This is a genomic window from Streptomyces tubercidicus (genome assembly GCF_027497495.1).
GTDB classification, from domain to species: Bacteria; Actinomycetota; Actinomycetes; order Streptomycetales; family Streptomycetaceae; genus Streptomyces; species Streptomyces tubercidicus.
The window spans coordinates 4260222-4286568 of sequence record NZ_CP114205.1; the positions used below are offsets into that span (position 1 = coordinate 4260222).

23 protein-coding genes and 2 pseudogenes are annotated in these 26347 nt (G+C 69.7%); 10 read left to right on the plus strand and 15 right to left on the minus strand.

Translation table 11 applies throughout. The features are described from left to right. Positions 1-21: 21 nt before the first annotated feature. Positions 22-765: a hypothetical protein gene (locus STRTU_RS18510; RefSeq protein WP_159744659.1), complete on the minus strand. Its 744-nt coding sequence runs from the start codon at positions 763-765 to the stop codon at positions 22-24. A gap of 159 nt (positions 766-924) precedes the next feature. Next, positions 925-1834, minus strand: a pseudogene (locus STRTU_RS18515) (EamA family transporter). 129 nt (positions 1835-1963) lie between these two features. On the opposite strand from STRTU_RS18515, the gene STRTU_RS18520 reads away from it, so the two are divergent. After that, entirely contained in the window at positions 1964-2893 is a 930-nt protein-coding gene (locus STRTU_RS18520) for a LysR family transcriptional regulator (protein ID WP_159744660.1), read from the plus strand. Positions 2894-2937: 44 nt separating this feature from the next. On the opposite strand, the gene STRTU_RS18525 is transcribed toward STRTU_RS18520, so the two are convergent. The 3 genes from STRTU_RS18525 to STRTU_RS18535 all read right to left on the minus strand — a co-directional run bounded on the left by STRTU_RS18525 (position 2938) and on the right by STRTU_RS18535 (position 6157). After that, positions 2938-4311, minus strand: a complete 1374-nt coding sequence (locus STRTU_RS18525; RefSeq protein ID WP_159744661.1) for a diacylglycerol/lipid kinase family protein — start codon at positions 4309-4311, stop codon at positions 2938-2940. A gap of 111 nt (positions 4312-4422) precedes the next feature. Beyond that, positions 4423-5058, minus strand: a complete 636-nt coding sequence (locus tag STRTU_RS18530) for a DUF4232 domain-containing protein (RefSeq protein ID WP_159744662.1) — start codon at positions 5056-5058, stop codon at positions 4423-4425. 148 nt (positions 5059-5206) lie between these two features. Beyond that, the gene (locus STRTU_RS18535; protein ID WP_159744663.1) at positions 5207-6157 is read right to left on the minus strand and encodes an alpha/beta fold hydrolase; all 951 of its coding nucleotides are present in this window, start codon (positions 6155-6157) and stop codon (positions 5207-5209) included. A 132-nt stretch (positions 6158-6289) separates the two neighbouring features. Between STRTU_RS18535 and STRTU_RS18540 the strand changes: the two genes are divergently transcribed. The 3 genes from STRTU_RS18540 (at position 6290) to STRTU_RS18550 (ending at position 9263) form a co-directional block, all read left to right on the plus strand. Next, on the plus strand, positions 6290-6901 hold the full coding sequence (locus STRTU_RS18540; protein ID WP_159744664.1) for a TetR/AcrR family transcriptional regulator: 612 nt from the start codon (positions 6290-6292) through the stop codon (positions 6899-6901). A 338-nt stretch (positions 6902-7239) separates the two neighbouring features. Continuing rightward, entirely contained in the window at positions 7240-7569 is a 330-nt protein-coding gene (locus tag STRTU_RS18545; protein WP_159744665.1) for a hypothetical protein, read from the plus strand. Between the two features lie 119 nt (positions 7570-7688). Beyond that, positions 7689-9263 carry an IPT/TIG domain-containing protein gene (locus STRTU_RS18550; RefSeq protein ID WP_159744666.1) on the plus strand — a complete coding sequence of 525 codons (1575 nt, stop codon included), beginning with the start codon at positions 7689-7691 and terminating at the stop codon, positions 9261-9263. A gap of 159 nt (positions 9264-9422) precedes the next feature. On the opposite strand, the gene STRTU_RS18560 is transcribed toward STRTU_RS18550, so the two are convergent. From STRTU_RS18560 to STRTU_RS18570, 3 genes are all read right to left on the minus strand, one after another. Next, on the minus strand, positions 9423-10145 hold the full coding sequence (locus tag STRTU_RS18560) for a cation efflux transmembrane domain-containing protein (RefSeq protein WP_159744667.1): 723 nt from the start codon (positions 10143-10145) through the stop codon (positions 9423-9425). Beyond that, the gene (locus tag STRTU_RS18565) at positions 10145-10480 is read right to left on the minus strand and encodes an ArsR/SmtB family transcription factor (RefSeq protein ID WP_159744668.1); all 336 of its coding nucleotides are present in this window, start codon (positions 10478-10480) and stop codon (positions 10145-10147) included. The genes STRTU_RS18560 and STRTU_RS18565 overlap by 1 nt, the downstream gene beginning before the upstream one ends. A 77-nt stretch (positions 10481-10557) precedes the next feature. Then, the gene (locus STRTU_RS18570) at positions 10558-11034 is read right to left on the minus strand and encodes an ArsI/CadI family heavy metal resistance metalloenzyme (protein ID WP_159744669.1); all 477 of its coding nucleotides are present in this window, start codon (positions 11032-11034) and stop codon (positions 10558-10560) included. A 79-nt stretch (positions 11035-11113) separates the two neighbouring features. Between STRTU_RS18570 and STRTU_RS18575 the strand changes: the two genes are divergently transcribed. The 3 genes from STRTU_RS18575 to STRTU_RS18585 are packed head-to-tail and all read left to right on the plus strand — an operon-like array spanning position 11114 to position 13060. Beyond that, positions 11114-11521: an ArsR/SmtB family transcription factor gene (locus tag STRTU_RS18575; protein ID WP_159744670.1), complete on the plus strand. Its 408-nt coding sequence runs from the start codon at positions 11114-11116 to the stop codon at positions 11519-11521. Continuing rightward, on the plus strand, positions 11518-12648 hold the full coding sequence (gene arsB / locus STRTU_RS18580; protein ID WP_159744671.1) for an ACR3 family arsenite efflux transporter: 1131 nt from the start codon (positions 11518-11520) through the stop codon (positions 12646-12648). Before STRTU_RS18575 ends, arsB begins: the two co-directional genes overlap by 4 nt. After that, the gene (locus STRTU_RS18585; RefSeq protein WP_159744672.1) at positions 12641-13060 is read left to right on the plus strand and encodes an arsenate reductase ArsC; all 420 of its coding nucleotides are present in this window, start codon (positions 12641-12643) and stop codon (positions 13058-13060) included. Before arsB ends, STRTU_RS18585 begins: the two co-directional genes overlap by 8 nt. Before the next feature lie 195 nt (positions 13061-13255). On the opposite strand, the gene STRTU_RS18590 is transcribed toward STRTU_RS18585, so the two are convergent. Next, a complete protein-coding gene (locus tag STRTU_RS18590) occupies positions 13256-14212 on the minus strand; it encodes a LysR family transcriptional regulator (RefSeq protein WP_159744673.1) in 957 nt (318 codons plus the stop codon). 355 nt (positions 14213-14567) lie between these two features. Between STRTU_RS18590 and STRTU_RS18595 the strand changes: the two genes are divergently transcribed. Beyond that, entirely contained in the window at positions 14568-15704 is a 1137-nt protein-coding gene (locus STRTU_RS18595) for a homogentisate 1,2-dioxygenase (protein ID WP_159744674.1), read from the plus strand. An 874-nt stretch (positions 15705-16578) separates the two neighbouring features. Here STRTU_RS18595 and STRTU_RS18600 read toward each other — a convergent pair. The 5 genes and pseudogenes from STRTU_RS18600 to STRTU_RS18620 all read right to left on the minus strand — a co-directional run. Beyond that, positions 16579-16834: pseudogene (locus STRTU_RS18600) on the minus strand (SpoIIE family protein phosphatase); the annotation flags it as partial. 587 nt (positions 16835-17421) lie between these two features. Further along, positions 17422-17844: a YjbQ family protein gene (locus STRTU_RS18605; RefSeq protein WP_159744675.1), complete on the minus strand. Its 423-nt coding sequence runs from the start codon at positions 17842-17844 to the stop codon at positions 17422-17424. A gap of 68 nt (positions 17845-17912) precedes the next feature. After that, positions 17913-18185 carry a hypothetical protein gene (locus STRTU_RS18610; protein WP_159744676.1) on the minus strand — a complete coding sequence of 91 codons (273 nt, stop codon included), beginning with the start codon at positions 18183-18185 and terminating at the stop codon, positions 17913-17915. A gap of 91 nt (positions 18186-18276) precedes the next feature. Next, positions 18277-18552, minus strand: coding sequence for a hypothetical protein (locus tag STRTU_RS18615; protein ID WP_272591809.1), 276 nt, complete (start codon positions 18550-18552; stop codon positions 18277-18279). 123 nt (positions 18553-18675) lie between these two features. Continuing rightward, complete coding sequence (locus STRTU_RS18620) at positions 18676-19236, minus strand: DUF5994 family protein (RefSeq protein WP_159744677.1); 561 nt, start codon at positions 19234-19236, stop codon at positions 18676-18678. A 279-nt stretch (positions 19237-19515) separates the two neighbouring features. Here STRTU_RS18620 and STRTU_RS18625 point away from each other — a divergent pair, with 279 nt between their 5' ends. Further along, positions 19516-20040: a DUF5994 family protein gene (locus STRTU_RS18625; RefSeq protein WP_159744678.1), complete on the plus strand. Its 525-nt coding sequence runs from the start codon at positions 19516-19518 to the stop codon at positions 20038-20040. A gap of 1039 nt (positions 20041-21079) precedes the next feature. Beyond that, positions 21080-23149 carry a hypothetical protein gene (locus STRTU_RS18630; RefSeq protein WP_159744679.1) on the plus strand — a complete coding sequence of 690 codons (2070 nt, stop codon included), beginning with the start codon at positions 21080-21082 and terminating at the stop codon, positions 23147-23149. A 1419-nt stretch (positions 23150-24568) separates the two neighbouring features. Here the strand turns inward: STRTU_RS18630 and STRTU_RS18635 are convergent. Beyond that, entirely contained in the window at positions 24569-26083 is a 1515-nt protein-coding gene (locus STRTU_RS18635; protein WP_159744680.1) for an ice-binding family protein, read from the minus strand. Positions 26084-26347: the final 264 nt, after the last annotated feature.

Consider the following 26347-nt stretch of genomic DNA (forward strand, 5'->3'; position numbering starts at 1 on the left):
GGAGGCCGGAGGGCATGGGGCTTACGGGTGGTACTTCTCCTCAACCGTCTCGGCGGCGCCGGACTTGCGGTCCATGGTGACGCGGACGGTCACGCTGCCGGTCTTCGCGGCCTTCTCCAGCTGGTCCACGGTGCACTTCGCGGTGCCGTAGCCGTCACCGCCGATGGCCACGCTGCCGTCGTCGCCGGAGCAGATCGCGGCCGCGCCGAGGACCGTGGTGGCGTTGGCGACGAAGAACGCCTGGTCGGTGCCGCCGCCCTCGGGCTTGACGATCAGCTTGCCGGGCGCGAGGTACTCCAACTTGCCGACGATCATCCGGCTGTTACCCGCATGGGCGGAGCCGCCCCCACCGGACGTGGACCCGCCGGACGTGGACCCGCTGCCCGTCTTGGCGCCGGACGACCCCTTGGCGGACGTCCCGCCGTCCTGACCCTGCGACCCGGAACCGGCCGAGCCGGAACCCGACGAGCCCGAACCCGACGAGCCCGAACCGGACGAGCCCGAACCGGACGAGCCCGAACCGGACGAGCCCGAACCGGACGAGCCCGAACCGGCCGAGGAGGAGCCGTTCGTGGACTGTCCCGATTCGGGGGCCTGCTGCGACCCGGCCGCGGCCGAGGAGCCGGCGCCCCCCGCCGGCGCGTCCCCGTCCCCACAGGCGGTGACCCCCAGCCCCAGCGCCGCCGCGGCGACGATGGCGGCGGCGATGCGACGCCCGGCACGCCCACGGAAGCGGCTGCCGGCGGTGGCGGTGGCGGTCTTCATCGTGTAACTCCCCTTGCTCTGTTCTCTCGTCTCGCTCCGAACGAAGATCAGCTTCACCGACCGGCTTGGCGTTCCACTAACAGCCCACTAATGCCACACTCTCCGACCCGGACATCGCTCCCCCTCCGCAGCACTTGACGACCCATATGCGCGCACAGCTCAGGGCGCCACAGCGGTTACCGCCGCCGCCCGGTCAACTCCGGGCGCCGCCGGACGTTTCGTGCGACGCAGCATTCCGACCCCGATGCCGACGAGCACAAGAACCATCGCGCAGAATGTCAGCACGGTCATGCCCTCTCCCCGGAAAATCCAGGCGGCGGCCAGGCCGAATACCGGGACGAGCAACGAGAACGGGGCAACAGTCGGCGCGTCATAGGTCCGCAGGAGATATCCCCAGGCGGCGAATCCGAACAGCGTGGCCCCCCACGCCACATAGAGCGCCGCGCCCACTCCGCCGAGGTTCAGATGCTGGAGCGCCCGCAGGTCCGCGTCCCAGCCCTCAAAGGGAACCGAGAGCAGCGCGAGCGGAATCGGCGGCACGACGCTCACCCAGACCATGAACCGGAAGGTGTCCGGCGGCGCCGCCTTCCGCATCGCGATATTCGACAGGCCCCAGCACGCCGCCGCGCCCACCACCAGCAGGAATCCGGCCACGGTGCCGGCCGTCGAGCCCAGCCCGGCCAGCACGATGCCCATCGAGGCGATCACCATGCCGACGATCTGAGCCCGCCGTGCGCGCTCCCTCAGCAGCACCGCGGCGAAGAGCACGGTGAAGACCGCCTGGCCCTGGAGCACCAGGGAGGCGAGCCCCGGGGGGCAGCCCCGCGTGCATTCCGATGAACAGCATCCCGAATTTCATGATGCCGAGCGTGATGCCGACCGCAACCACCCAGCGCCAGGCCACTCTTGGCCGCCCGACGAAGAAGACCGCCGGCAACGCGGCCAGGAGGAATCGCACCGCGGAGAAGAGAAGCGGCGGAAAATCGCGTAACCCGACCTCGATCACCACGAAATTCGCACCCCATACAGCGGCGACAACCACCGCCAAAGCAATATGCACGGGCTTCACGCCAATTTCTCCATGTCCGCACGTCTCCATGTCTCCTGGAAATGCGCTCCTTCGGGATGCTCCATCCCACCAGTCGCCCGTCACAAGGGCCAGCGAAAGTTCCTAAAGGTGGGGGATTAGCATCGCTTCATGTTCGACCTCAATCGTCTGCGCGCGCTGCGCGCCGTGGCCACCCACGGCTCGGTGACGGGGGCGGCCGCCGCTCTGGGCTATACGCCGTCCGCCGTCTCCCAGCAGATCGCCAAGCTGGAGCGCGAGACCGGATCCGAGCTGCTCGACCGGCAGGGCGGCAAGGTGGAACTCACGCCCGCGGCATGGCTGCTCGCGGAGGCGGCGGACGAGGTCGTGGCGGTGCTGGAGCGGACCCGCTCGCGCCTGGAGGAACAGCGCGACCAGCCCACCGGACGGCTGGTGCTCGCCGCCTTCCCCACGGCCTGCCGCGGCTTCGCCGCCGCCGCACTCGCCGGCCTCGCCAGGGGCCACCGCGCCCTGGACTGCCGCCTGGTGGAGTCCGACCCCCAGCGCGCCATCGGCCTCGTCGTACGCGGCGAGGCGGATCTCGCGGTCGTGCACGACTGGCACAACACCCCGCTGACGCTGCCCCCTTCGCTCTCCGTCGCCGAGCTGGGTGAGGACATCGCCGACGCCGCGCTGCCCGCAGGACACCCGCTCGCCGACCGGGAGGTGGTGACCCCGTACGACCTGCGGGACGAGCGGTGGATCGGACAGAGCTCAGGGGCCATGTGCCACGAGTGGCTGGTGCGTTCCTTCGCCGGCCTCGGCATCGCACCGGACATCGCCTACCAGGTCGACGAATACGCCTCCCAAGTGACGCTCCTGGCCGCCGGTTTGGGCGTCACCATGCTGCCCCGCCTCGGCCGCGCCCCTCTGCCGCCCACCGTCCGCGTGATCCCCATGCAGCCCGCCCCCTCCCGACAGCTCTCCGCCGTATGGCGCTCCCAGGCCGACCGCCGACCCGCAATCCACGCCACATTGGCGGCGCTACGCGCCCATTGGCCGGGAGGGAATTCCCGCCAGCCGCCCCGGGAAGCGGCCTGAGGCCCGGCCCGCGCACGGCACTGCGGAGTGCCCGCCGCGCCCGGTCACGGTGTGCGCCCGGCGGGGCGTCCGGCCGGCACCGGGCGGCTGGTTTTCCGTCCGCCCGCGGTCCGGCCCAGGGTGAGGGCCAGTCGGCGCACCCTGCGCCAGTCCATCGGCGGCTTGGCGCGGGGTACTCCGGCACGGTCGCGCGGCAGCCGTACCCGCAGGGCGCCCGGCTCGATACGGCAGCGCACCGGGGCGGGCACGGTGAGCGCCTCGCCGTCGACACCGGCCTGGATGTCGGCTGCGTCGGCGTGGATGACGACCTCCCGGGCGGTGAGAGAGGTGAGCCCGGGTCCGTTGCCGCCCCGGAGCATCAGAGCCGCCTGGACCGCGCTGTCGACCGTGATGCCGAGCACGCCGAGGACCCCGGAATCCAGCCGCTCCCGGTGCCCCAGGCCCGCAGGATCCCCCATCAAGTAGGGGTTGTTGCTGACGAGAACGGCCTGCGGCCCGTCGATGGTGGTGCCCTCGACGTGCACGCTCAGGTGCGGACCGCTGTGGCCCGTCAGCAGGTCGGGGAGCATCTCCAGCGTCGTCCGGGCCTTGTCCTCGCGGTAGGCCGGGCTCTGCACCACCGCCGCGTACGCGCCGAACGAGACGTTGTTGACGAAGACACGTTCCGCAACGTCGCTCCGGGGCGCAGCCACCCCGAGGAAGCCCAGGTCGACGCGGAGTTCGACGCCGTCGGTGAGCGCCTCCAGGCACGTCGAGGGGTCCTCCCGGTCAAGGCCCAGGTCCATGGCGAAATGGTTGCGCGTCCCGGCGGAGACGACGACGAACGGAACGTCGCGCTCCGCCGCCACCGCCGCGACCAGTGCCTGCGTACCGTCACCACCCGCGACCCCCAGCAGGTCGGCCCCGGCGTCGACGGCCCGCCCCGCCAGCCCGGCCACGTCCGTCGGATGCCCGGGATCCAGGAGGACGACCTCCGCGCCGAGGGCCCTGGCCCGTTCCACCAGGTGGAAGCGCTCCACCTTTCCCCCACCGGAACGCGGATTCATGATCAGGAAAGGGCGCTCCGGAGGAGCGGCCGGGCGCTCGGGCATCCGGCGGATGTCCTCCGCCAGGGCCGCCCTGCCGACGGAGACCGCGAGCGTCCACAGGGCGAAGGAGACGAGCACCACCCACAGCAGCCCGGCGACCACATACAGCACGAGGACGGCGACCGGCGCGAGGACCACGAGCATCAGGGCCAGCACCCGGATGACGCCCCGGTGCGTGAGCACCCACCACACACCGGCCACGGCGACGAACAGTCCTGCCAGCCCCCCACAGACCAGCAGGATGCTCCGCAGCCCGGCGAACACGACCAGGACCAGCAGCGCGGCCGCCCCCGCCACCAGAGCCAGGCGCGCGGCCCAGCACTTGTTCATGCGCTCGCACCTCCCGTCCGATGCGGTGCCCCGCGCACTTCCATTGGACCCGCGCGGCGCGGAATGCGCATCATCCGGGCGGCATCACCCCGTGACCGGCCGACGGGCGGGTCAGAAGTCGTACGGCTTCTCGGTGTTCCAGTTCAGCACGTCGGCCTCGTTCCAGCTGAACTGCGGCTTGTCGCCCTTGATGGCGACGGAGTAGGACGGGCCGTCGTGACCGTCGGCGCCGCGCAGGGCGAGGGAGAACGACTGTGCCGTGTGGTTCTTCGAGCCGTAGTCGAAGAGGTTCACCGCGCTGTATACCTTGCCGCCGGGCTGGAGCGTGATGTGCTTGTCGCCGCCCGAGGGGTCCTTCTTGGAGTGCGGCAGCGCGGTGCTGTCGACGTCGCCGAGCTTCACGGTCGGGTACGAGGTGACCCAGCACGGCTTGCTGCCCTTGTTGGACGCGGTGACCAGCAGGTGCTCGCCCTGCTGCCCGGCGAACCGGTGCTCCGCGGTGAGCAGCATCTCGTCGCCGCGGCACTGCTCGGCACCGGCCGTGGTGCCGTCGCCCGCGGCCTCGTCCGTCCCGCCCGAGGCGTTCGTCGAGCGCGCACCGCCCTTGGCGTCACCGCCGCTGTTGACCTGCGCCGAGCCGCCCGCCGCCTTCGAGTCCGCGTCGGCGCCACCGCAGGCGGTCAGGCCCAGCGCCAGCGCGGCGGTGACGGCGGCCAGGGCGGCGGTACGAATCCGGGAAGTACGCATGATCGGGTTCCCCCTGCATCTCGTGCGGGAGTCTTCTTGGCCGTTCCCGCGGTGTGGACACCACTTTTCCCGGGGCCGCTGACGTTCCGGAAACGCCTCACTACCGTCCCGTAAGCAATCCGCGAGAACGGACCCGCAGGCCCACGTCCTACGCGTCGCCCGCCCCCTTGACCCCGGCCGGGTCGAGGGAGTCCACGTCCTCCATGAAGCTCAGCATCCGGGCGTTGACCAGGTCGGGGTGGTCGATCTGCGGGCCGTGGCCCGTCGCGGCGATGATCTCGGCGCGGGCTCCGGGGATCAGCCGCGGCACCCGTTCCAGCTGGCGCTGCGGGTGTACCAGCAGGCTGCGCTTGCCCATGATGAGGGAGAGCGGGGTCCGTATGGAGCGCAGCGCGTCCTCGGTCAGCGGCAGCGGTGCGGGGCGGCGGATCCGGAAGGCGCGGGCGCCCGCCTGGCTCCACTTGCGCAGCTCGGGAACGGCGATGGCCGGTTGCTCCAGCCAGGAGGCGAGGCGCGGACGCAGCGCCGTGGGGGCGAAGCTGGCGAAGAGGCTGACGAAGACCCAGGCGAAGAAGCGCAGGCCCACCTTCTCCAGGCCGCCGGGGTCGAGGGCGGTGACCGACGCGAGCCGTCCGGGCCGGCGGTGGGCCATGTTGAGCACCAGCCAGCCGCCGTACGAGGAGCCGACCAGGTGGACCCGGTCGAGGCCGAGGGCGTCGAGCGCCTCGTCGAGCCACTGGGCGGCGCGCTCCGGCTGCCACATGGGCTCGCGGTGGACGCTGCGCCCGGCGTCGCCGGGGGTGTCGAGCGCGTAGACGGGCCGTTCGGCGCTGAGCGCGGGGGTGTTGGGGTACCACATCGCCGAGCAGTAGCCCGCGCCGTGGATCAGGACCACCGGCGTACGGGACTCGGCTGCCGGGTCCGCGGGGCCGTACCGGTAGACGTGCGTGGTGCCGAAGCTGGTCTCGACGTCCGTCTCGGAGCGGGCGGGCGCCCCCATCGCGTAGACGGCGTCGCAGGTGGCGAAGTACCGGTCGCGCAGCGCGTCGTTCACGTAGCGGCCGACATCGCGGCGCACACGGGTCGGGTTCTCGGGCACGGGGCACCTCCAGGGAGATCCGTTTTTCGTGATACGAACGTACCACGATGTTGGTACGGCGGTACCATAAAGAGGTCCGGAGGAGGGAGCCGGGCCGCGAACCCCACACCGACGGGCGGGAGATACCGGCACATGCCGAAGCACGTGAACCACGAGGAACGGCGCGCCCAGATCGCCGAGGCGCTCATCCAGGTCGCGGGACGCCGAGGACTGCACGCCGTCGGCATGCGCGACGTGGCCGCCGAGGCCGGTGTGTCACTCCGGCTCGTCCAGTACTACTTCGAGACCAAGGAGAAGCTGCTCTTCTACGGGCTCCAGCACCTGACCACCCGCTTCACCGCACGGGTGGGCGCCCGCCTGCGCGCCGTCGGCCCGAACCCGGGCCCGCGCGCGAGCATCGAGGCGCTGCTGCTGGCCTCCCTCCCCACCGACGAGGAGAGCCGCACCTTCCACCTCCTCTACAGCTCCTACGCGATCCTGTCCGTGACCGACGACGCGCTGGCCGCCCAGCCCTTCATCGACAAGCCCGAGGCCGCCGAGGACGCCCTGACCGGCCTGCTCGAACAGGCCCAGGCGTCCCGCCTGGCCGATCCCGGCGCCGACACCCGCACGGAGGCGATCAGCCTGCTCGCGATGACGGCGACCATGGGCACCAGCATCCTCGTGGGCCAGCGAAGCCCGGAGTCGGCCATCGCGGTACTCCACCACCACCTGGACCGGATCTTCACGACCCCGGAGGCGTAGACGGCTGGAGAGGGCCCAACTTCACGCGCTGTTGCGGTACTTGCCGCCGTCCTGCCAACTCGTCCAGGGTTTAGGCCGTATGCGTTTCTGAACCCCTTACCGGCCGCCCTCGGCCTGATAGCCGTCACCGTCACCGTCGCCGGCGCCTGGCTGGGGCTGTTCCTGATCGGCAGCATCCAGGTCCCCGTCGGCCCGATGGACACCAGCTTTGGACACCAGCTACGGCCCCCTCACTCCAACGGTGCGTATCGGATGGCGACCCCGTCCGCCCCGTTCCTAGCCTGGGCTGGTGCGTGCGATTCGTTGGGAACGCGCGAGCCACTCAGAGAGGTCACAGCATGTCCCGCACCAAGCTCCTCGTCCTGGCCACCGCCCCCGCGTTGGCCATCGGTCTGGCGTCCCCCGCACTCGCCGTGAACGCGACCGACCACCCCCGCGTCGTCACTGCAGAGAGCCCGGTCCGGTTCATCGGGGCCAACCAGACCGAGACCGTCACCGTCACCTGCCCCCGGGGCACCTTTGCCCTCAGCGGTGGCTGGAGCGTGTCCTCCGCCAGCATCGACGTGACGGGCAACCGCGCGGCGGGCGACAGACGGTGGCAGATCCGCTTCCAGAACGAGTCGAATCAATCCGGCAGGGTGCAGGCCTTCGCCCGCTGCGCGTACTGACACACAGCACTCACGTCCGGGCGCCCCTCGGCCGACGGGGCGCCCGCCCGGCCCGTCCCCGGATGCCAGTACGAAGCTGCCGCGTCCCCCTCCGCTCCGCTGACCTGCAAGGAGTCTCCATGACGAAGGCGCCCCAGTCTGCCCCGACTCCCGCCCAGGTCACCATGACCCTCTCGGCGATCGCAGCCACGGCGGCGACCCCGCGTCCGTCAGGTGAATCCCAGCAAGAGCAGCTCCAGCGCGCCAGGCTGGGCATCACCGCGCAACTCAACAACGCCGGCCTCGCCACGGGCAGCACGTGGGAGCTGATGTGGCTGGCGCTCAGCCCGGACAACGCGAACCTCGCGTACATCGCCTGGAACTCCGACGGCTCGAACCAGATCGCCGTGGCCATCCGCGGCACGATCGACAATCCCATCGACATGATGGAGGACCTCGACGTCGGCACGGTGGTGCCGTTCACCGCCGGCGGATCGACGGACATCGCCATCTCGGCCGGCGCCATGGCCGCGTTCACGCAGATCATCACCGCGCGCGGCATCACGGCTGTGGCCCCCGAGCAGGCACAGGGCGGCGAGTCCGGCCGGCCGGAGATCGTCCTCCCTTCGGACACCACGCTGGTGCAGGCACTCTCCGACCTCCTGATGTCCGTACCGTCCTCCCCTCAGCCCACCCTCTACGTGACCGGCCACAGCCTCGGCGGCTGCATCGCCACCACGCTGGGCACGTACCTTCAGGCCCAGACCATCCAGCCGAACACGCCGCGGCTGGCACTCGTCACCTTCGCCGCCCCCACCGCCGGTCTGAAGAGCTTTGCCGATTACCTCGGCTCCCGGCCATGGAGCCTGAACGAGCGCTGGGTCAACGCATACGACCTGGTCCCGCGCGCCTGGTCCGATCTGCTGACGGCCAAGAGCTGGTACCCGGCCCCGGGCCCGACGGCGAACGACGAGGTGAAAGTCCTGCTGTCGGTGATCGACGGGCTCCGGAAGGACAACGCCTACGTTCAGCCCAATGCCACCAACCCCAAGACGGTGAACGCGAACTACTCCAAGTACGACAGCGGGCTCGTCAACCACACCACCGCCGACTTCCTGGGCCAGGTCGCGTTCCAGCACGCCAACTCCACGTACCTGACCCTGCTGGGCGCGCCCGTCGTCCCTGCCGGCCCGGTGGTGACCTCGGTGAGTCCCACCTACGGGTGGGGCGGTAAGTCGGTCACCGTCACCATCAAGGGCAGCGGATTCACCAAGGACAGTGTTGTCGACTTCGGCCCGATCCCGTGCGCTGTGTTCGACGTCGACCCGTCCGGTACGCAGATCATCGCGACCGCGCCCGACGGACACGGCATCGTCGACGTTCGCGTCACCACGATGCTCGGCACGTCGCCCGCCGTGCCGCTGGGGCGGTTCGCCTACGACGGCGGACCCGCGCCCGTGGTGGTCAGCGGGATCTCCCCGCGCAGCGGGACGGCCGGCACTCAGGTCACCATCAGCGGCTCGGGTTTCGCAGCCGGGGCGGCCGTGCGGATCAAGGACGTCGCCTTGAGCGCGGTCACCGTCGTGTCACCGACCCAGATCACGGCGAAGGTGCCGCTTCGGCGGCCGGAGTGGAAGACGGTGGACATCACCGTGACGGTCGGCGTGGCCACGTCGCCTACCAGCCCGGCCGACGAATTCACGTACACCGGTTGAGCCCAGGGCGGGGCCGGCATTCGACGCGAGCGCGTTCAGACACGGTCCGCAGGCTCCGCCCCCGCCGACACCGTGAGCCCGGCCGTCTCGGCAGCGATGGCCGGGGTAGGCATCGACGTGCACCGGTCCAGACCAGGTCCTCCGAGGCGTTGATGGACGTCAGTTGCAGCAGTCGCAGCCGGGGCGGCATCCGCACGCGTCCGCCTCGGTGTCGGCGGACGGCACCGTCACGGCAGCCGGGGCCGCGCAGCAGCCCCTGCCCTGCCAGGCGTCGCGGCCTTCCTTGACGGCGATGGCGGCGATGACCAGAGCTGCGATGGGGTCCGCCCAAGACCAACCCAGGGTGGCGTTGAGCACCAGGCCGACGAGGAGGACGGCGGACAGGTACGTGCACAGGAGCGTCTGCTTGGAGTCGGCGACGGCCGAGACGGAACCGAGCTCGCGTCCGGCCTTGCGCTGGGCCGCGGACAGGAACGGCATCATCACGAGCGAGAGGGCAGCGATGACGATGCCGGGAACGGAGCGGTCGGCCTCACCGGTGCCGGCCAGTGCCCGGATGGCGTCAACGGCGACGTAGGTGGCGAGGGCGAAGAAGGAGACGGCGATGATCCGCAGGGTGGTCTTCTCCCGTGCCTCGCGCAGGGCGTGGTCGCGGGCGGAGAACTGCCAGGCGACCGCACTGGCGGAGGAGACCTCGATGACCGAGTCGAGGCCGAAGCCGATCAGCGCGGTGGAGGAGGCGATCGTCCCGGCGGTGATCGCGACGATCGCTTCCATCGCGTTGTAGGTGATGGTGGCCGCGACCAGCCACCGTATGCGGCGGGCGAGCGCCTCCCGGCGGGCCGGGGCCGGGCCTGTGCCGAGGGGAATCCCGGCGGTCATCAGCAGCAGCCCTTCGTCTCCGCGTCCGGGCAGGTCTTGTCTGCCTCGACCGCGAGCACGGTGGTGCGCAGGTCGTCCAGCGCATGGCCCAGGCGTGCGTCGGCGAGTTCGTAGCGACTGCGACGGCCCTCGGGCACGGCCACGACAAGCCCGCAATCACGCAGACACGCCAGCTGGTTGGACAGCCGGGTCCGCGAGATGCCGAGTGCCTCGGCGAGGTCGGAGGGGTAGGCGGGGGCCTCGCGCAGCGCGAGCAGCAGTCGGCAGCGGATCGGATCGGCCAGCGCCCGCCCGAACCGGGTCAGGGCGTCGAGGTCGGTGGCGAGGGTCAGCATGGAAGAGACGATACACGTTTGCTTGAATCCATGAATCTGTGAACTATCGTCGCCCGCTGCCCCGTGCAGCGTGCTGATCAGCTTCCGCAGGCGCAGGCTGCGGCGGGGGCCTCCTCGGCTGGCCGGCTTGTGCAGCAGGCGTCGCCGGTCGTGGCCGCGTTGGGGTCGGCGCTCTTGCCGAGGGTGTCGGCGTCGGCCTTGACGACGTAGACCTCCCACGGTTCCCGGCCGGGGCCATGCACCCACACCTTGTCCTGGAGGGCGTAGCAGCACGAGGTGTCGTTCTCCTCGAAGGTGGCGAGGCCGACGTCCTTGAGGCGGGTCGTGGCGGCCGTCACCTGGTCCGTGGACTCGACCTCCACGCCGAGATGATCGAGGCGGGTTTCCTGTCCCGGCTCACCCTCGATCAACACGAGCTTGAGCGGCGGCTCGGTGATGGCGAAGTTGGCGTAGCCCTCGCGTCGCTTGGCCGGCTCGGTGCCGAACAGCTTCGAGTAGAAGGCGATCGACGCTTCAAGGTCGCTGACGCGCAGGGCGAGCTGTGCACGTGACATGGCGAGACTCCGATCGGCTTGCATTGATATCTATCGATTCAAGGTTGCATCCTGATTCGAAGAACGTCAACATAGAGGTATGTCGAATCAAGAGCTCGTGGTGATCGAGCAGACCAGCGAAGCCGGTGAATGCTGCCCCGGCCTGCTTTCGGCCCCGCTCGACGAGGGCCAGGCCGTGGAACTGTCGAAGGTGTTCAAGGCCCTCGGCGATCCGGTGCGGCTCCGCCTGCTGTCGATGATCGCCTCGCGCGCCGGGGGCGAGGTCTGCGTCTGCGATCTGACCCCGGCGTTCGACCTGTCGCAGCCGACGATCTCGCATCACCTCAAGCTGCTTCGGCAGGCCGGACTCATCGACTGCGAGCGGCGCGGTACGTGGGTCTACTACTGGCTGCTGCCCGAGATGACTGACCGCCTCGCGGGCATCTTGACCCGCCCCGTCGGCGAGCCCCTGCCCGCTCCCGGCGAGACCGCCGGGGCCACCGCGTGAGCGCCGCGCCCGAGAAGGCGGTCGCGGGCCGCCTGTCCTTCCTCGACCGCTACCTCGCCGTGTGGATTCTCGCCGCGATGGCGCTCGGCCTCGGCCTTGGGCGCCTCGTGCCCGGCCTCGGGGATGCTCTCGCCAAGGTGACTGTCACCGGGGTGTCCCTCCCCATCGCGCTCGGCCTGCTCGTGATGATGTACCCGGTCCTCGCCAAGGTGCGCTACGACCGGCTCGACACCGTCACCCGCGACCGCCGCCTGCTGCTGCCCTCCCTGCTGCTGAACTGGATCGTCGGCCCGGCGCTCATGTTCGCGCTGGCGTGGCTGTTCCTTCCCGATCTGCCCGAGTACCGCACTGGCCTGATCATCGTCGGGCTGGCCCGCTGTATCGCCATGGTCATCATCTGGAACGACCTCGCGTGCGGCGATCGCGAGGCCGCCGCCGTCCTGGTGGCGCTGAACTCGGTGTTCCAGGTGATCGCATTCTCGGCGCTCGGCTGGTTCTACCTCTCCGTGCTCCCCGGGTGGCTCGGCTTTGAGCAGTCCGGCGGGTTGGGGTCTCCCCTGCTCAAGCGGAGCCGAGAGCTTGGGGACGTATCCGTATGGGAGATCGCCCGAAGCGTGCTGATCTTCCTCGGCATCCCGCTCGCCGCCGGCTACCTCACCCGCCGGATCGGAGAAAAGGTCAAGGGACGCACCTGGTACGAGTCCAAGCTGATCCCGCGCATCGGGCCGTTCGCCCTGTATGGCCTGCTGTTCACGATCGTCATCCTCTTTGCCCTGCAAGGCGACGCGATCACCTCGCAGCCGCTCGACGTCGCCCGCATCGCGCTCCCGCTGCTCGTGTACTTCGCCCTCATGTGGGCCGGATCCATGGCACTCGGACGCTCCGTCGGCCTCGACTACCCGCGCGCGACGACCCTTGCGTTCACGGCCGCCGGCAACAACTTCGAGCTGGCCATCGCGGTAGCCATCGCCACCTTCGGCGCCACCTCCGGGCAGGCCCTCGCCGGAGTGGTCGGCCCGCTCATCGAGGTGCCGGTGCTGATCGGCCTCGTCTACGTCGCGCTGTACGCCCGGCGCTTCTTCACCGCCCGCACGTCCCTGACGGAGGAAGACCCCGCCCATGTCTGACACCGCCCCGCCCTCCGTGCTGTTCGTCTGCGTCCACAACGCCGGCCGCTCGCAGATGGCCGCCGCGTTCCTCACGTACCTTGCGGGTGACCGTGTCCAGGTGCGGTCCGCCGGGTCCGCCCCCGCCGACGCCGTGAACCCGTCCGTCGTGGCAGCGATGGCCGAGGTGGGCATCGACGTCTCGGCCGAGGTGCCCAAGGTGCTCACCGTCGAGGCCGTGCAGGCGTCCGACGTCGTCATCACGATGGGCTGCGGCGACACCTGCCCCGTCTTCCCCGGAAAGCGGTACCTCGACTGGCAGTTGCCCGACCCCGCCGGACAGGGCGTCGAAGCCGTACGCCCCATCCGCGACGACATCGAGCAGCGGATCCGCGAACTCCTTGAGCAGATCGCCCCTGAGGGACAGGCGTGAGCTTGGCCTTCCGGCACGGATCTGGCGCGCGACGCCTGAACCGGCTCAGCAGGAAGGGGCGTCCTGCGGACGCCGTGGTCCGGGGCGCGCCGGGTCGCTGGTGTCGTCAGCCGGGCAGGGTGCGGGCGATCTCCAGGGCGAGGCGCAGTGGGCCGACGGCGGGGGAATGTGCGTGGTCGGACGGATGGGTGTTGATCAGTTCGTCGCCCGCAGCGTGTGGCAATCGGGCTTGGGGAGCCACCAGTTGGCGCTCGGGGGGCGGTGCCAGCGGTGGGTCCGGGCGTAGGTGTGGATGAGTTCCAGGGCTCGGTTGGTGGCGGGGTGCGCGGTGGTGGTGTTCCAGACGGCGTGCCAGGGGTAGAGGGGGACGGGGTCGCTCAGGGGCCGGGCGGTGAGGCCGTCGGGGAGGTGTGAGCAGGGGAGGCCGAAGGCCGGGTGGCGGAGGGCTTGGACGGCGGCCAGAGCGGAGGTGCGGCCGTGTCCGCGTACCCGTGTCGCCACCTTCAGGCCGAAGGCAGCGACGGCTTGGTCGACCCAGTCGTGCCACTCGGCGGACTCGTCCGCTGCGTGGATCAGGAGCGGGTGGTCGGCGAGGGCGGCGAGGGGGACCTCGTCCCGGTCGGCGAGGGGGTGGCCGGTGGGGAGGATGACGCCGATGGGGTCCAGGCCCACGGGCATGGTGGCGAGGGCGGCTCCGAGGGGGCGGCCGAGGCCGAAGGGGCGGCCGAAGGCAAGGTCGAGGCCGTCGGTGAGGAGGCGGGGCAGTGCTGCGGCCATGCCGTGGCTCTGGAGCACCTCGAACGGCAGGTCGGGGGCCTGGGTGCGCAGGTGATGGATCAGGAGCGTGGAGGGCAGGCCCTCGGCGACGACGTCGATGCGCAGGGGTGTGCAGGTGTGGGTGATCTCGTTGACCAGGCGCTCGGCGTCGACGAGGAGGCGTCGGCCGCGTTCGGCGAAGGTCTCGCCGGCGGGGGTGAGGGCGACGTGGCGGCGATCGCGGGTGAACAGCGGGACGCCGAGCCGCTTCTCCAGGGTTCTGATCTGGGCGGAGAGGGTCTGCTGGGCGATGGTGAGCCGGTCCGCGGCCCGGCCGAAGTGGAGTTCGTCGGCGAGGGTGACGGCGTAGCGCACCTGGCGCAGGTCGAGGTCCACAAATCCTCACCGTAACAGTCTGAGGCTGTCACGTGTCCGATGAACGGTGTTGGACCGGCGGCACGCTGTGGCTGTTGACTCATCGAGTGAAAGGCGCCAGAGGGGCGCAAACCGAAGGAGTTGTCCGGCCTTTGACCGCTGCGTCAAAGGCTGGTGGCGTGGCGAGGCGGTGGCCGCGACTACCTACGGGTCCCGCGAGACGCGGTGCGCGGTCGGGCCGCGTCGCCGCCGCGCCTGGCACGGGGGTAGCAGGGCAGGGCCTCTCGCCGGCCCGACCGCCACACCACGCCTACCTCTCACTCACCCACCAGATGGGGCGCTTGGCGTTTGCCGACGCCCAAGGAGAAGTCGCTGTATGTTCGCGAAGCACGTTCAGGGCCGGATCTCCCGCCAGGCCCATGCCCGGGTGCCCGAGGGCACTTTCGAGGAGCACCACGGCCGTCAGGGGTTCGAGGGTGAGGTCTCTCAGCTCTACCACGCCCACCCGACCACGGACTGGCTGCGGGTGGAGGGCCCGATCCGGCCACGGGGCATCCGGCTCACCGACGTTCCCGCCGCCGACGAGCACGACGAGCGCGCCCTGCCGACGCCGCTGATGTTCAACGAGGACATCACGGTCTCGGTGTCGAAGCGGACGGCGCCGATGCCGTACTACGTCCGCAACACCGACGGCGACACCCTGTTGCTGGTCCAGTCGGGCAGCGGCGCCCTCGTCACCGACTACGGCACCCTCGCGTACGGGCCGCTGGAGTACCTGGTGATCCCCAAGGGCACCAACTACCGGATCGTCCCCGACCCCGGCGCCGAGCAGCACGTCACCTACGTGGTGGAGACGCGGGATCCCATCACGCTCCCCGAGCGGGGGCTGCTGGGGCACTTCCTGCCCTTCGACCGCGGCGTCCTCGACGTCCCCCGGCTCGACGCCGGCATCACCGTCCCCTCCGCGCAGAACCCGGCCGGTGAGTGGGAGGTGCTCGTCCGGCGCGCGGGCGAACTGTCGTCCATCTTCTACGCCTTCGACCCCGCCGACGTGGAAGGCTGGACCGGCACCCTGGCCCCCTTCCGGCTGCGCCTGGCGGACATCCGCCCGCTCACCTGCGAACGCCTCGAAATGCCGCCGGTGGCACACGCCACCTTCCAGGCCGGGCAGAACTGGTTCGTCACCATGGCCCCCCGGCCCACCCAGACCGCGGACGACGCGGACAAGGCGCAGCCGGCCCACCGCAACGTCGACTACGACGAGCTGTTCGTCTTCCTCGGCACCGGCGACGGTGCCGGCGACGGTGGCCAGGCCGGTCCGCCGACGGGGCTGGCCACCGTCACACCGGCCGGTATGAACCACGGCCCCGACCAGGTCCGCCATGCCAACCCGCGCACCCGGCTGCCGTTCTACGTGTGGAACGTCGACACCGTCCGCCCCCTGCGCTACACCGAAGCCTTCGAAGCCGTCGAGATCCCCGACTTCGCCCGCCAGGAGAGCTACCGCGGCTGACCCCGGCCGGCTCCCGTCAGCCCCCGCCCGCATCCCCTTCCGCCCGGTAGAGGATGCGGGCACCACCGAGTTCCCTGCCCTTCGGTGGGGCCGCTGCCTTTGGGTAGCGGCGGGTCGTCCCCACAACCGCTCCAGGACAGGTCGAACCAGTCAGTGTGCCGGCGCGGCATCACTTACGCCGGAGCTGTATCACGGCCAATTACCATTCCATGACGCTCGGTTGAGCAGGCAGAATCGGCGACGGCCGGAGGAGCCGTGGCACAGATGGCCGAAGCGCAGAGCGAGGCGAGACGGATCGGCGAAGCGATCCGTCAGGCACGCGTGTTACCGCGGCGCTCGCAGAAAGACGTCGCTGCCGCACCGGGGTAGGGGAGTTGGGGCACGCGGAGGGCACGCCCACCCCGGAGAGGTCTCGGCAACGAACAAGCCCCAGGCCGCTGACCTGGGGCTTCCATATGGAGCGGGTGACGGGAATCGAACCCGCGCTCTGAGCTTGGGAATCAGGGGGCCTTCCGGCGCCCGATGCCTTCCTGACCAGGGGAGATGCCGCTGGTGGGGGAGGTGTGCTCGGGCACGTCTCCGGCCCTTGTTGACCGCTGTTTACCGCTCCGTCTGGCACGGAAGTGGCACGGTGACTCGGCGAGGCTATGGTGTCGCTCGATCTGGGCCGTGCGTGAGGGTTTTCAGGTGTTCGAGTCCGCTCGAACGGCTGTGGATTGCTGACGTGAAGGGGACCTGCGGGCTCCGCGAGCCCCGAGCGCTGCGAGAAGAATCAGCGGGAGAGCCGGCCCCGTACAGCCCCTGTGTAGGTGGAGGGGGAAGCGCGGGCGAACCTGAGCACCGTCGGCTCTGCCGCATGGTGGTGCCTGCCGGCTCACTCCAGGACGGCGAGGTGGTCGGCGGCGCCCCCGCGCCACTCGATCAGGAAGAGGGTCGCATCGTCACTGGTGCTCCCGCCCCGCTCCTGTTTCAGGGTGTGGGAGAGCGAACGCACCACCGCCCGCACTCCCTTCTCCGTGTGCTCGAAGCGGTTGACCCAGGATGAGTTGTTCCTCGCCGAACTGCTCTTCGCCGGCTTCGTGCTCCTCGATCAGGCCGTCGGTGAAGCACAGCACCCGGTCGCCGCGTCTGCCGAGCCGGCGGTCTCCAATGAGTGGGTCACAGGGCAGCCTGATGCCGGGCTTCGGCGCATGTGCTCGGTCGACAAACGCGCCAGGATCCGCTCGTTCCCTGCTGTCGCGCCGACAGTGCGGAAGGCCCCGATGTCCACACACCGGAGCCAGCCCATTCGTCATGTTATGCCTGTACCGCTTATCCGACATAAGGTGCTTTTGGGTAATTCGATCCTTGATCGGAAAGGGCTCAGCGCCCCGACAGTCGCGTGCCACGCCGCACCCGCCCTCCGGAGCATCGTTTCGGCGCCTGTCTGAGTGCGGTACTGGCGGAGGACGGCCGGCTCGGTCTTCGGGGAGCTGTTGGAGCGCTCGGAGTTGCTGTCCGAACGGACCGTGGAGAGCTGCGAGGCATGACCACGCTTCACCCAGGGGGCCTTCCCGCCGCTGAGCTGCCTGGCCGAAAGACTGGCCCTGCGGCTTCTGCTGAGCGAGGCCACGGTCACGCGCTTCGAGACGTTCGATCCGGGCTGAGGAGACCTTGGGGTGGCCGGCCGGAGAATTGCCTCGTCAAGGGGGTGAGGACCAGGTGCAGGGTCGTGTGGTCAGCTGAGGAAAGACAGCCGGACTTGGCGTTCCGGGTTGTCCCGGCCGGTGTTCACCAGTACGACGGACTGTGACGCCCCCAGCTCCAGCTCACCGTCGACCACGGGCAATGTGGCGTGCGGTGGGACCAGAGCTGGGAGCATGTGGGCGCTGCCGTGGCCTGGACTGTCGTGGCGGTCTTGCCAGTGGTCGTCCGCCGGAAGAATGTCGCGGAGGGCCGCCAACAGGTCATCGTCGCTGCCCGCGCCGGTCTCGATGATGGCCAGGCCGGACGTCGCGTGGGAGGTGAAGATGTTCAGCAGTCCGTTTCGTCCGTGAGCGGCCTCCCGGAGGAACGCGGAGCATGCGTTCGTGAGGTCGTGCAGGGTCTCCGTGGAGCCGGTTGTGATGTTGATCGTGCGGGTGGTGAAGGTTCCAGCCATGGTTCACAGGTACCCGTCGCGGAGCCTGAGCGCTAACGGCCGGATGGGTGAACAGCCTTCGCCTCGCGTCAGCCCCGCTCCTCCTCTTCGGCTTCCATGAGCCGGATTCCCTGGTGCGTCAGCGTGGCCATCACGGGTGTGTTCCCTTGTGCCCAGTCGACGGTGACGAGCCCTTCGCCCACCAGATAGGCGCAGGCGGCGGCCAGATCCTGCTCGGGGACCTGAAGATCGTCGCGCAGCTTTGCCCCGGTGACACCGAGGAAGCGATTGCCTTCCGTGGTCTCGTACAGGGCTTTCATGATCGCATCGCGGTAGTGCTTCCGCTCTTGCAGTGTTGCCATGATCGCTGTCCACTCGTGCCGGCGCCGACGCGGAGCCTGTGGGACAGGCGAGGCAGTACGCCCGCCCCGCCGCCCGTTGCCGGCTCTGGCTTCAGATTTCGTCCGTCTGTGTGCGGGCGTCCCCGGAGGATCGACTGGTCACCAGCCAGGGCCGCGCCGGCTCTGGTGTGTGGGTGGTGTCGACGGTGAGGTGGAGGCGGGTTCCGCCTGAGTCGTCGACGGGGTAGCTGCGCTGTTCGGTGGCTGCGAAGTGATGACGGAGAACTTCTGCGACCTGGCGGGCGGCTTCGGGGGACGCGGCGACGATGCGCACGTCGGCGCGCCCGGCCGAGGGGAGTTCTGGTGGCTTCACGGTGGCCTCGTTCATTTAGGGACGGCAGGATGACGTGTCGGTGGGTGTGATGCCGTCGCGCCACACCCACCGCCCCCGGTCAGGAAAAGGTCGGTGTCATCTGCGGCCCCCGGCGTGGTGACGATCGTCTCCACGTCCTCACCTCCCTCGGGCGGAGGTCAGGAACTCGGCCGGTTTCTCTGTCGCCCAGGCGGCTCCGCCGTCGGTCTCCCACTCTTCTTCCTCCTGCAGCTCCTCCTGCGCGTGACGGGTGGTGTCCTCGCTCGTCATCAGCGCGCTGGCGGTGTGGAGGCCGCCGGGGGTGGCCGCGGCGGACATCAGCCGGGTGGCGGCGGCAACGTCGGTCTCCGGCGGGATCACCAGCAGGTCCCAGCGGCCCGCGGTGTAGGAGTGAAGGATCAGCTTGTTCGGGTCCTGCTCTTCGGCGAACCAGCCCACGTGCACCGTGTGCCCGTTCACGGGCACCTTTCGCGGCACCACGGGCCAGTGGGTCGGGTTCACCGTGACACGAGTGATCCGGCCCCAGCGCGCGTCCAGCACGTCGGTCAGGGCGGGAAGTTCGCGGGAGAGATCGCGAGAGCGGGGCCACCAGGCGCCGTCCAGGAGACCCGGAGGTGATCCTGCCGGAGTGAAGGAGAGGCGGGCCGGTGACGAAGGTTCGCGCTCGCTGATGATCGTACGGTCGATGGTCGCGGTCATGGCGCGGACCTGTCCCCGGGGCTCGTCTTCGACGTCCCGGTGTTGTTGCTCGCCGGGAACGGCACCGGCGTGGCAGCCGGTGTGCGAAATGCTCCCGGTTTCTCCACTCTACTCCGGCCAGCCGTCCATGAAGGTGCGCGTGACCAGGAACTTTCCTGGCCAACGCGGGTCGGCTCCGCCGCCGCTCCGCGAGCCCGCGCCCCGGCACGCGGAGTACGGTGAAGTGACGAGGTCACCTCGCCGGGCGGACGCACCGCCCCGGAAGGCGGGCGAACACACATGGCCGACTCCGACTCTCCCCGCGTCCCGCAGCTTCTGCCTGACGCGGTCCACCAGGCGGTCAGGCCCGGAACGGCTCTCTTGCGGCTGGTGACCATGCACACCCGCGAGCAGGTTCTCGACGGTGCGTGGTGGCCGCGTTCGTGCGACATCGGCGCCGAGCTCCCCGGTTTGATCGCCGCGTTGACCGAGCATCTCGGCCCCGTCCTGCGCGTCGGCCTGGACGCCGATGCCTGGGAAGATCTGCCGACGCGTCTGGTCATCGACGACCGGGTCGTACACATCGACCCCTTCCCGGTCGGTGACGACACCGTCCTCATCACCCGAGGCGACCAGGACTACTTCTCCCTGCTGGTGGTCCCGCCGCACGCGACACCTGAAGCGGCCCGCGCCGCGATGGCCAGGTCCGTCGAGGCCGGCAACATCACCCAGGCCGAGCAGATCCTCATCGACACCGGCACCCGTCGCGCCCACCCGGTTCTGGCGGAAGAGCCTCGGACGGGCGGCGAAGGCGGCGAGCGGTGAGAAAGCCGTCGATGCCTCGACGCTCTTTCGGCGACAAGGGATACAGGCTGCCGGCGAAGGTGCGGTCCGCCGGAGGAACGGCCGCAGTCGGCGAAGAGCAAGCCCGGCTTGCGGGGGCCCGATTCCGGCGGAACCGCGTCCAACTGGCCCGGCGCCCGCCCCTCGTCGTACCCGCCTCGGCCATGGCAACGCCAGGGGAGCGTTCGCACGTGCATCGTTGCTGACCATCGGGCACTGTGTGCCTCAGGTCATACACATTGCGTCTCGTGATGCGAGATGACGGCCGATCAAATCGCCCTGCAATGCCTTATAGGCGCCAACTCCGCGCGTTAAGCGGCCTCTTATGGGGCGCGAATGGCGCACGGCTCAAAAATGCCCTGGACAACAGCTAAGCCCCAGGCCACTGACCTGGGGCTTTCGCATGGAGCGGGTGACGGGAATCGAACCCGCGCTCTGAGCTTGGGAATCAACGGCGTCTGAGGTCACCACTGAGGGTCTGACCTGCGCAAATGCGGGCTTTGAGGTAGAGCGGCAAGTGCCGGAGGTTAGCCGTATTGACCGTGACTGGCCGCCCGTTAGGGCACGCGGAGGGCACAGCCTCGTCAGGAGGTTTCAGATTGCCGCCAGGCTTCCCTCGCGGGTAGGCGGAGGCGACTGTGAGTGTGTGGGCGTCCAACGTGGTTGCTGGTGCAAGTGCAGACCGTAAAGCAGCCACGCGGCCCGTCGGACAGCCGGCGTATGTGAGGCAACGTGCAGGGTCACCTGCATGCCTGCACGTATCCAAGGGGTTGCAGGCCGCCAGGAACGTGCTGGCTGTCCGCGAGACCTCGGTGGTGCCGTACTGCCGTGCGCCGGGTGCCGGTGGAATTTGTGCCCTTGGGGGTGCCGCACAGCATCTGCCCCGGGGCAACAGTGTGGTGTGAGACCTCTTTGTGTCTGCTTGCGTGTATCGACGGGATTGCGGCGCTCCGGTGCATAGCGTCCCTGTTGGTGCTCGGCCCCTGGCGGGCCGGGGCGGACAGAAGGAGCGCGATCGTTCATGACCAGTCGGACTGATACGGCACCTCTGGCGGAAACGTCACCTGAGGAGCGCCTGGAGCGGCTGAAGGGCCTGCTGAGGGGGACGCGCGGTACGCGTGCGGCGCAGGCGCTGCGCAGTTCCGGGGCCGGCAACGTGTTGATCGGTGCGCTGCTGCACGCTGCCGACCGGCTGCGGGCGGGGCATCAGGCGACCGATCTGGAACAGAAGCTGCTGGCGGTGCTCCGCACGAAGGTGCCGGACGCGGAGATCCGTGAGTGGGGGCGGGTCTACCGGGAGGCGGTCAATCAGCTGGGGGAGAACGTGGCGGTGGTGCCACGGGCCCTGTCCACCCGGCCCATGGCCTCCGGCTACAGCTTCGCGGACCTGCGGGCGGGGTGGGGCCCGGTGGTGGCGGAGACCATGGCGAAGAAGAACGCGATGGTGGTCAGCCGGGAAATCCTGGCGGCAGGAGCGCCGGTCGAGGACGCGGAATTCATCGCCGCCCTGCTGGACAACGGTGGCCTGGGCGCCGTGGGCTTCGACCGGCCACGCGGGACGCTGAACGGTGCATCCGCGGCCGGTGAGCAGATGATCGGCGAGGCGGAGGGCCCGGCGGAGGAGACGCAGGGTGAGGGTGACGGGCGCGCGGTCTACCGGGAGTTCAGGGCGAAGCTGGAACTGGAGAACTTCTACGTCCACCGGGAGGTGGGCGACCAGGGCGGAGGAAAGGACGAGATCTACTGGCTCGCTTCATCCGGCAGTGACCTCATCAACGGCCCCGCATACAGGTCGGAAGAGTTCGGGGCCGTAAAGCGGGGAGAGACGCGCTCGTTCTCCTCGAACCGGGTCATTTTTGACGGCAAGATGGCCAAGAGGCTCGCGATGGTCCTGTACTGCATGGAAGCCGACCAGAGCACCGCCGCGTGGTACGACGACCTGATGAAGGCGCTCGGCGACCTCGCCAAGGCGCTCTATGCCCTGGAGTTCGGCAACGCCCTTCTTCCCGGGCTGCCCGGCGCCGACCTGGTGACCCTCGCCACCGAGCTGGCCAAGATGGGCGTCATCCTCATGGAGGCCCTGCGCAACTACGACGACCTCTCCGCCACCCGCGGTATCGCCTTCACCGCCTTCGACATGGCCCTGCTCTACCACCGCGACGGCGGCAACGTCGCCTACCACTTCAACGGGGATGGCCACCACGAACTGCGGATGAAGTACACCGGCGACCCGGTGCCCTTCCCCACCGGCACCCTGGAGTACCTCGTCCAGGACGCGCGCGGGCACTGGAGCGTGCCGATCAGCCTGGGCTGGGAGAGCATGAGCGCCCCGGCTGTGGCCTCGTACAACGGCAAGCTGTACGCCGCCTTCATCCGGCCCAGCGACCAGGCGGTGATGTGGAGCGTCCAGGAAGCGGGAATCTGGAGCGAGCCCCAGCAGGTCGGAGGCTGGCGCAGCTACTACCCGCCGGCGCTGGCCGCGGCCCACGGCAAGCTGTACATCATGGTCAGCGGCTTGGACGCGAAGCTGTACTGGAGCACTTTCACCGAAGCCACATCCTGGAACGCGGCGACGCAGGTGTCTGTCGTCGTCAACCAGGAGAGGCCATCCCTGACGACTACGGCCAAAAGGTCAGGGTCCGGAGAGACCGTGTGGATGACGTGCACGGTCAAGAACGGGAATCCGTTCACCATGTACCACGACGGCACACGGTGGATCCCAAACCTGGACCCGATGCCCTACAGCCCTCTTGTCAGGGACGTGAGCATGGCCCCGGGAACGTCAGTTGCCTACGAGCCATGGCGGGCGACGCGCATCGGCGAAACCGTGCATGTCTGCAAGCCGGTCTTCACGGCCCTCGGGCCCGTCCACTGGACCGAAAAGGTGGGCCCGAGCTGGCCCAGCGCGCACGGGCCGACCCTCGTCACCCACGGCTCGGCGATGCACCTCCTCTTCTGCGGAACGGATGGCGGCCTGTACACATCGGTCGCCGGCACTCAGCAGCGCACCCGCCTGACCAAAGCCGCCCCGATGGACGCGTCGGCCGCGGTGTCCCACAACCACAAGCTCTACGTGATGTACCGCCGCTGACCCACCTGGCAACCCACCCACGGCGGTGGTCCGGTCGCGTAACCACGGGTGATGGAGCCATCCGAGGCGATCTGGGAGGGGATCAGCCGAGAAAACCCGCTCCAAGCGACGCACGGCAATGCAGCGCGGGTCGCATGGGAGCGAGGTGGTCACTGCCTCATGTAGGGGCCGCGACAGAGCATCGAGACTGGCAGCGGCGACTGAGCAATGCCCCCAGCCGTTCCCCGAGGGAACGAGCCGTCTGTTCCTTGGAGGAACGGCTGTCCTGTTCCCTCAAGGAACGGTCCTTCGGCGTCCCGTGTTGGCTGGCCTGGGTCGGCGTTCTGATGGCCTCGGCACACCAGGATGAGCGGGCGCGCCGTGTCGTGGTCGCCGGCTGCTCGCTCATGCACGAGATGGGTCCGGACTGCGCAGCTTCTTCAACTGAAGATCAGGCTGCGGAAGGCATTGCGGATGCGGGTCAATGGTTCGCGGTCGCGGGTGTAGTAGAGCTTGCCGTACGGAAACAGGAGGCCGAAGGGGTGTCCATCATGCGCGAGATCGAGCTCAAGCCGTGCCCGTCAAGCGGGAAGAACGCCGCACCACCTGGACCAAGAAGTAACCGAGGGGGCGGGGCCGGCGCGGCATCCGCCGGTGCTGGCCCCGGAGCCCTGTGCTGATCAGTCCTGTGAGCGAGAGGAGAAGTGCGGCTGCGGCGGCTGAGAGGCTTGACGTGCTACTGGCACCAGGGGGACTTCGTCGCCCATGCCTACCAGGGCCACGCCCCGGTCGCCCTGCACCCCTCGACCGCTGAGATCCTCAGCGCCTTCGACACCTGGACCACCCTCGCCGAGGCGGCCGAATCTCTGGACCAGCTGCATCCCGAGACGGTGATGAAGGCAGCCGGAACACTGCTCGACTGCGGCCTGCTGACCGAGGAACGCAGCCCCGAGGCCGAAGCGGACAAGCGCTTGGCCGACACCTGGGCCCCTGGTCACCGGAAGCACCCTTCGTCCACTACGCCACACCACGGGCCTCCATATGTTGCCGAACATGCGTCTGCCCGGCCAACTGAGGACTCCACACGGGGCCTTGGGGCGGTGAGAGCCGCTCGGCTGTCCCGGGGCCGGAGGGAAACACCGGCCCCGGTCCTCACCTGTGAGCCATCCACGTACCACCGGCACCGGGGGGGGGCTGTCCACTTCCCCGTCTCCGTCCTGCCGACGGGCGTGGTGCCGAATAGCTCACCGGTAAGTTTGAGTCGGGCTGTCCCCCGTCCTTCCACGACGGGGGACAGCCCTTGACTGACACGCCCTTGAGGGGCTGGCCGCCTACCGGAAGGCTGTCAGCTCAGGGGGCTGCACTGTGTGACCAGTCCGCTGTTCGCGAGTTCCGCAGCCGGACCCGTCACGCTGCCCCGGCCGATCGGGCGCAGGCCGGTCACACCGGCGGGAAGCAGGGCCTCAGGGCGCCGGTGGCCTGGACCGGGACGCCGCCGACGGTGGCGGTCGCCGTGTAGCTGCTGGCGCTGATCTGCAGGATGGACAGGCCGGCGTTGAGGGTGGCGATGCCGTTGGCGTTGGTCACCGCGGATCCCACCGGCAGGCCGTAGACGAAGAAGTTGACCGTGACGCCCGCTTGCGCCGGCGTGAGGGTGGCCGTCAACGTCGCGGCGAACACGCTCGGAATCGGGAAGGGCAGGTTGACGTGCCAGCAGGCGGGCGCCAAGCTCAGCGGGCCCGTCGCCGGAGTGACGGGGATGGTGAGGGGCGCGGACGCGACGCCGGTACACGCGCAGGCGGTGCCGGCCGCCGTGACCGTGGCGGTGACCGTGGCGGTCCCGGACGTGTTGAAGGTCAGAGTTCCGGTGGCGACACCGGCCGCGTTGGTGGTGGCGGTCACCGGGACCGCACCACCGGTGAAGGTCACCGACCCACCGACGACCGGCAGACCGTTGCAGGTCACCACAGCGGAGACGGGGGTCGGCTGCCCCACGGCCACCGGCCCGGCCACCGGCTGGATCACCACCAGGCAGGACGGCTGCGGAGTAACGGTGATGGGGAGGGGCGCGGAGACGACGCCGGTGCACGCACACCCGCTGCCGGCCGCGGTGACGGTGGCAGTGATAGTGGCGGGCCCGGCGGTGTTGAAGGTCAGCGATCCGGTGGCGATGCCCGCCGCGTTGGTGGTGGCGCTCACCGGGACCGCACCACCGGTGAAGGTGACCGAGGCACCCGAGACCGGCAGACCGTTGCAGGTCACCAGGGCAGACACGGGGGTCGGCTGCCCGACGACCACCGGCCCGGCCACCGGCTGGACCACCACCTGGCAGGTGGACAGGGGCGGCACGGTGACCGCGTTCGAGTCCAGCGTGACGGCGGCGCCGAGAGCCAGCAGCCGGCCGTCCACGGTGGCCCCCGTGGTGGCGGTGATCGAGGTGAAGGCCAGGATGCTGCCCCTGATCGTGGAGCCGGCGCCGAGCGTCGCGGAGCTGCCGACCTGCCAGAACACGTTGGCGGACTGCGCCTGGTTGATGAGGTTGACGTTGCCGGCGGCTCCCGTGATGAGCGTGGTGGTCATCTTGAAGATGAAGACGGCGTTGGGGTTGCCCTGAGCGTCCAGGGTCAGCGTCCCGTTGAGGGAGAACGTGCCGGAGGCGGCGGTGTACACGCCGGGGGTCAGGGTGGTCCCGCCGAGTTCCGTCGCGACGGTGCCCGTGACCGGCTGGGAGAGTGCGTTGGCGTACCCAACGAGCAGGTCGGCCTGGGCCTGCGCCGCGGCGGCGTCGTTCACGTGGATGGTTCCGGTGACTGTTCCGGGAGGAAAGCCGGTCACCGCACCGGCGGGGCTCACTCCGAGGTTGCCGGCGACGACGGTGGGCCCGGTGTTGGTGATCGCCGTGTTGGCGAGCACCCCGTAGGTGGCGGCGGTGCCCAAAGGTACGGATGTTGCCATCGTGGATTTCCTTTCCAGAGGCTTCCGGGGCAGCCCTGATGCCGCCCTGGAACTGTGGGAGAGCGGCGCGCTTGCACCGCTGCGACCGGTGCCTCGGGCACGGGTTGAGCTGTGCCACTTGCTGCGCGCCGGGAGGAACATGAAGGCTTCGACGGAGCGTGGTGTGCGCACTCGTCTCAGCTGCCTGAGCGCACTCAGGCGGCGGCGTTCGTACCGAGTGCTCCTGGTAACGCCGCACCGGAGGCCGCCTGTTGCCGGATCGTC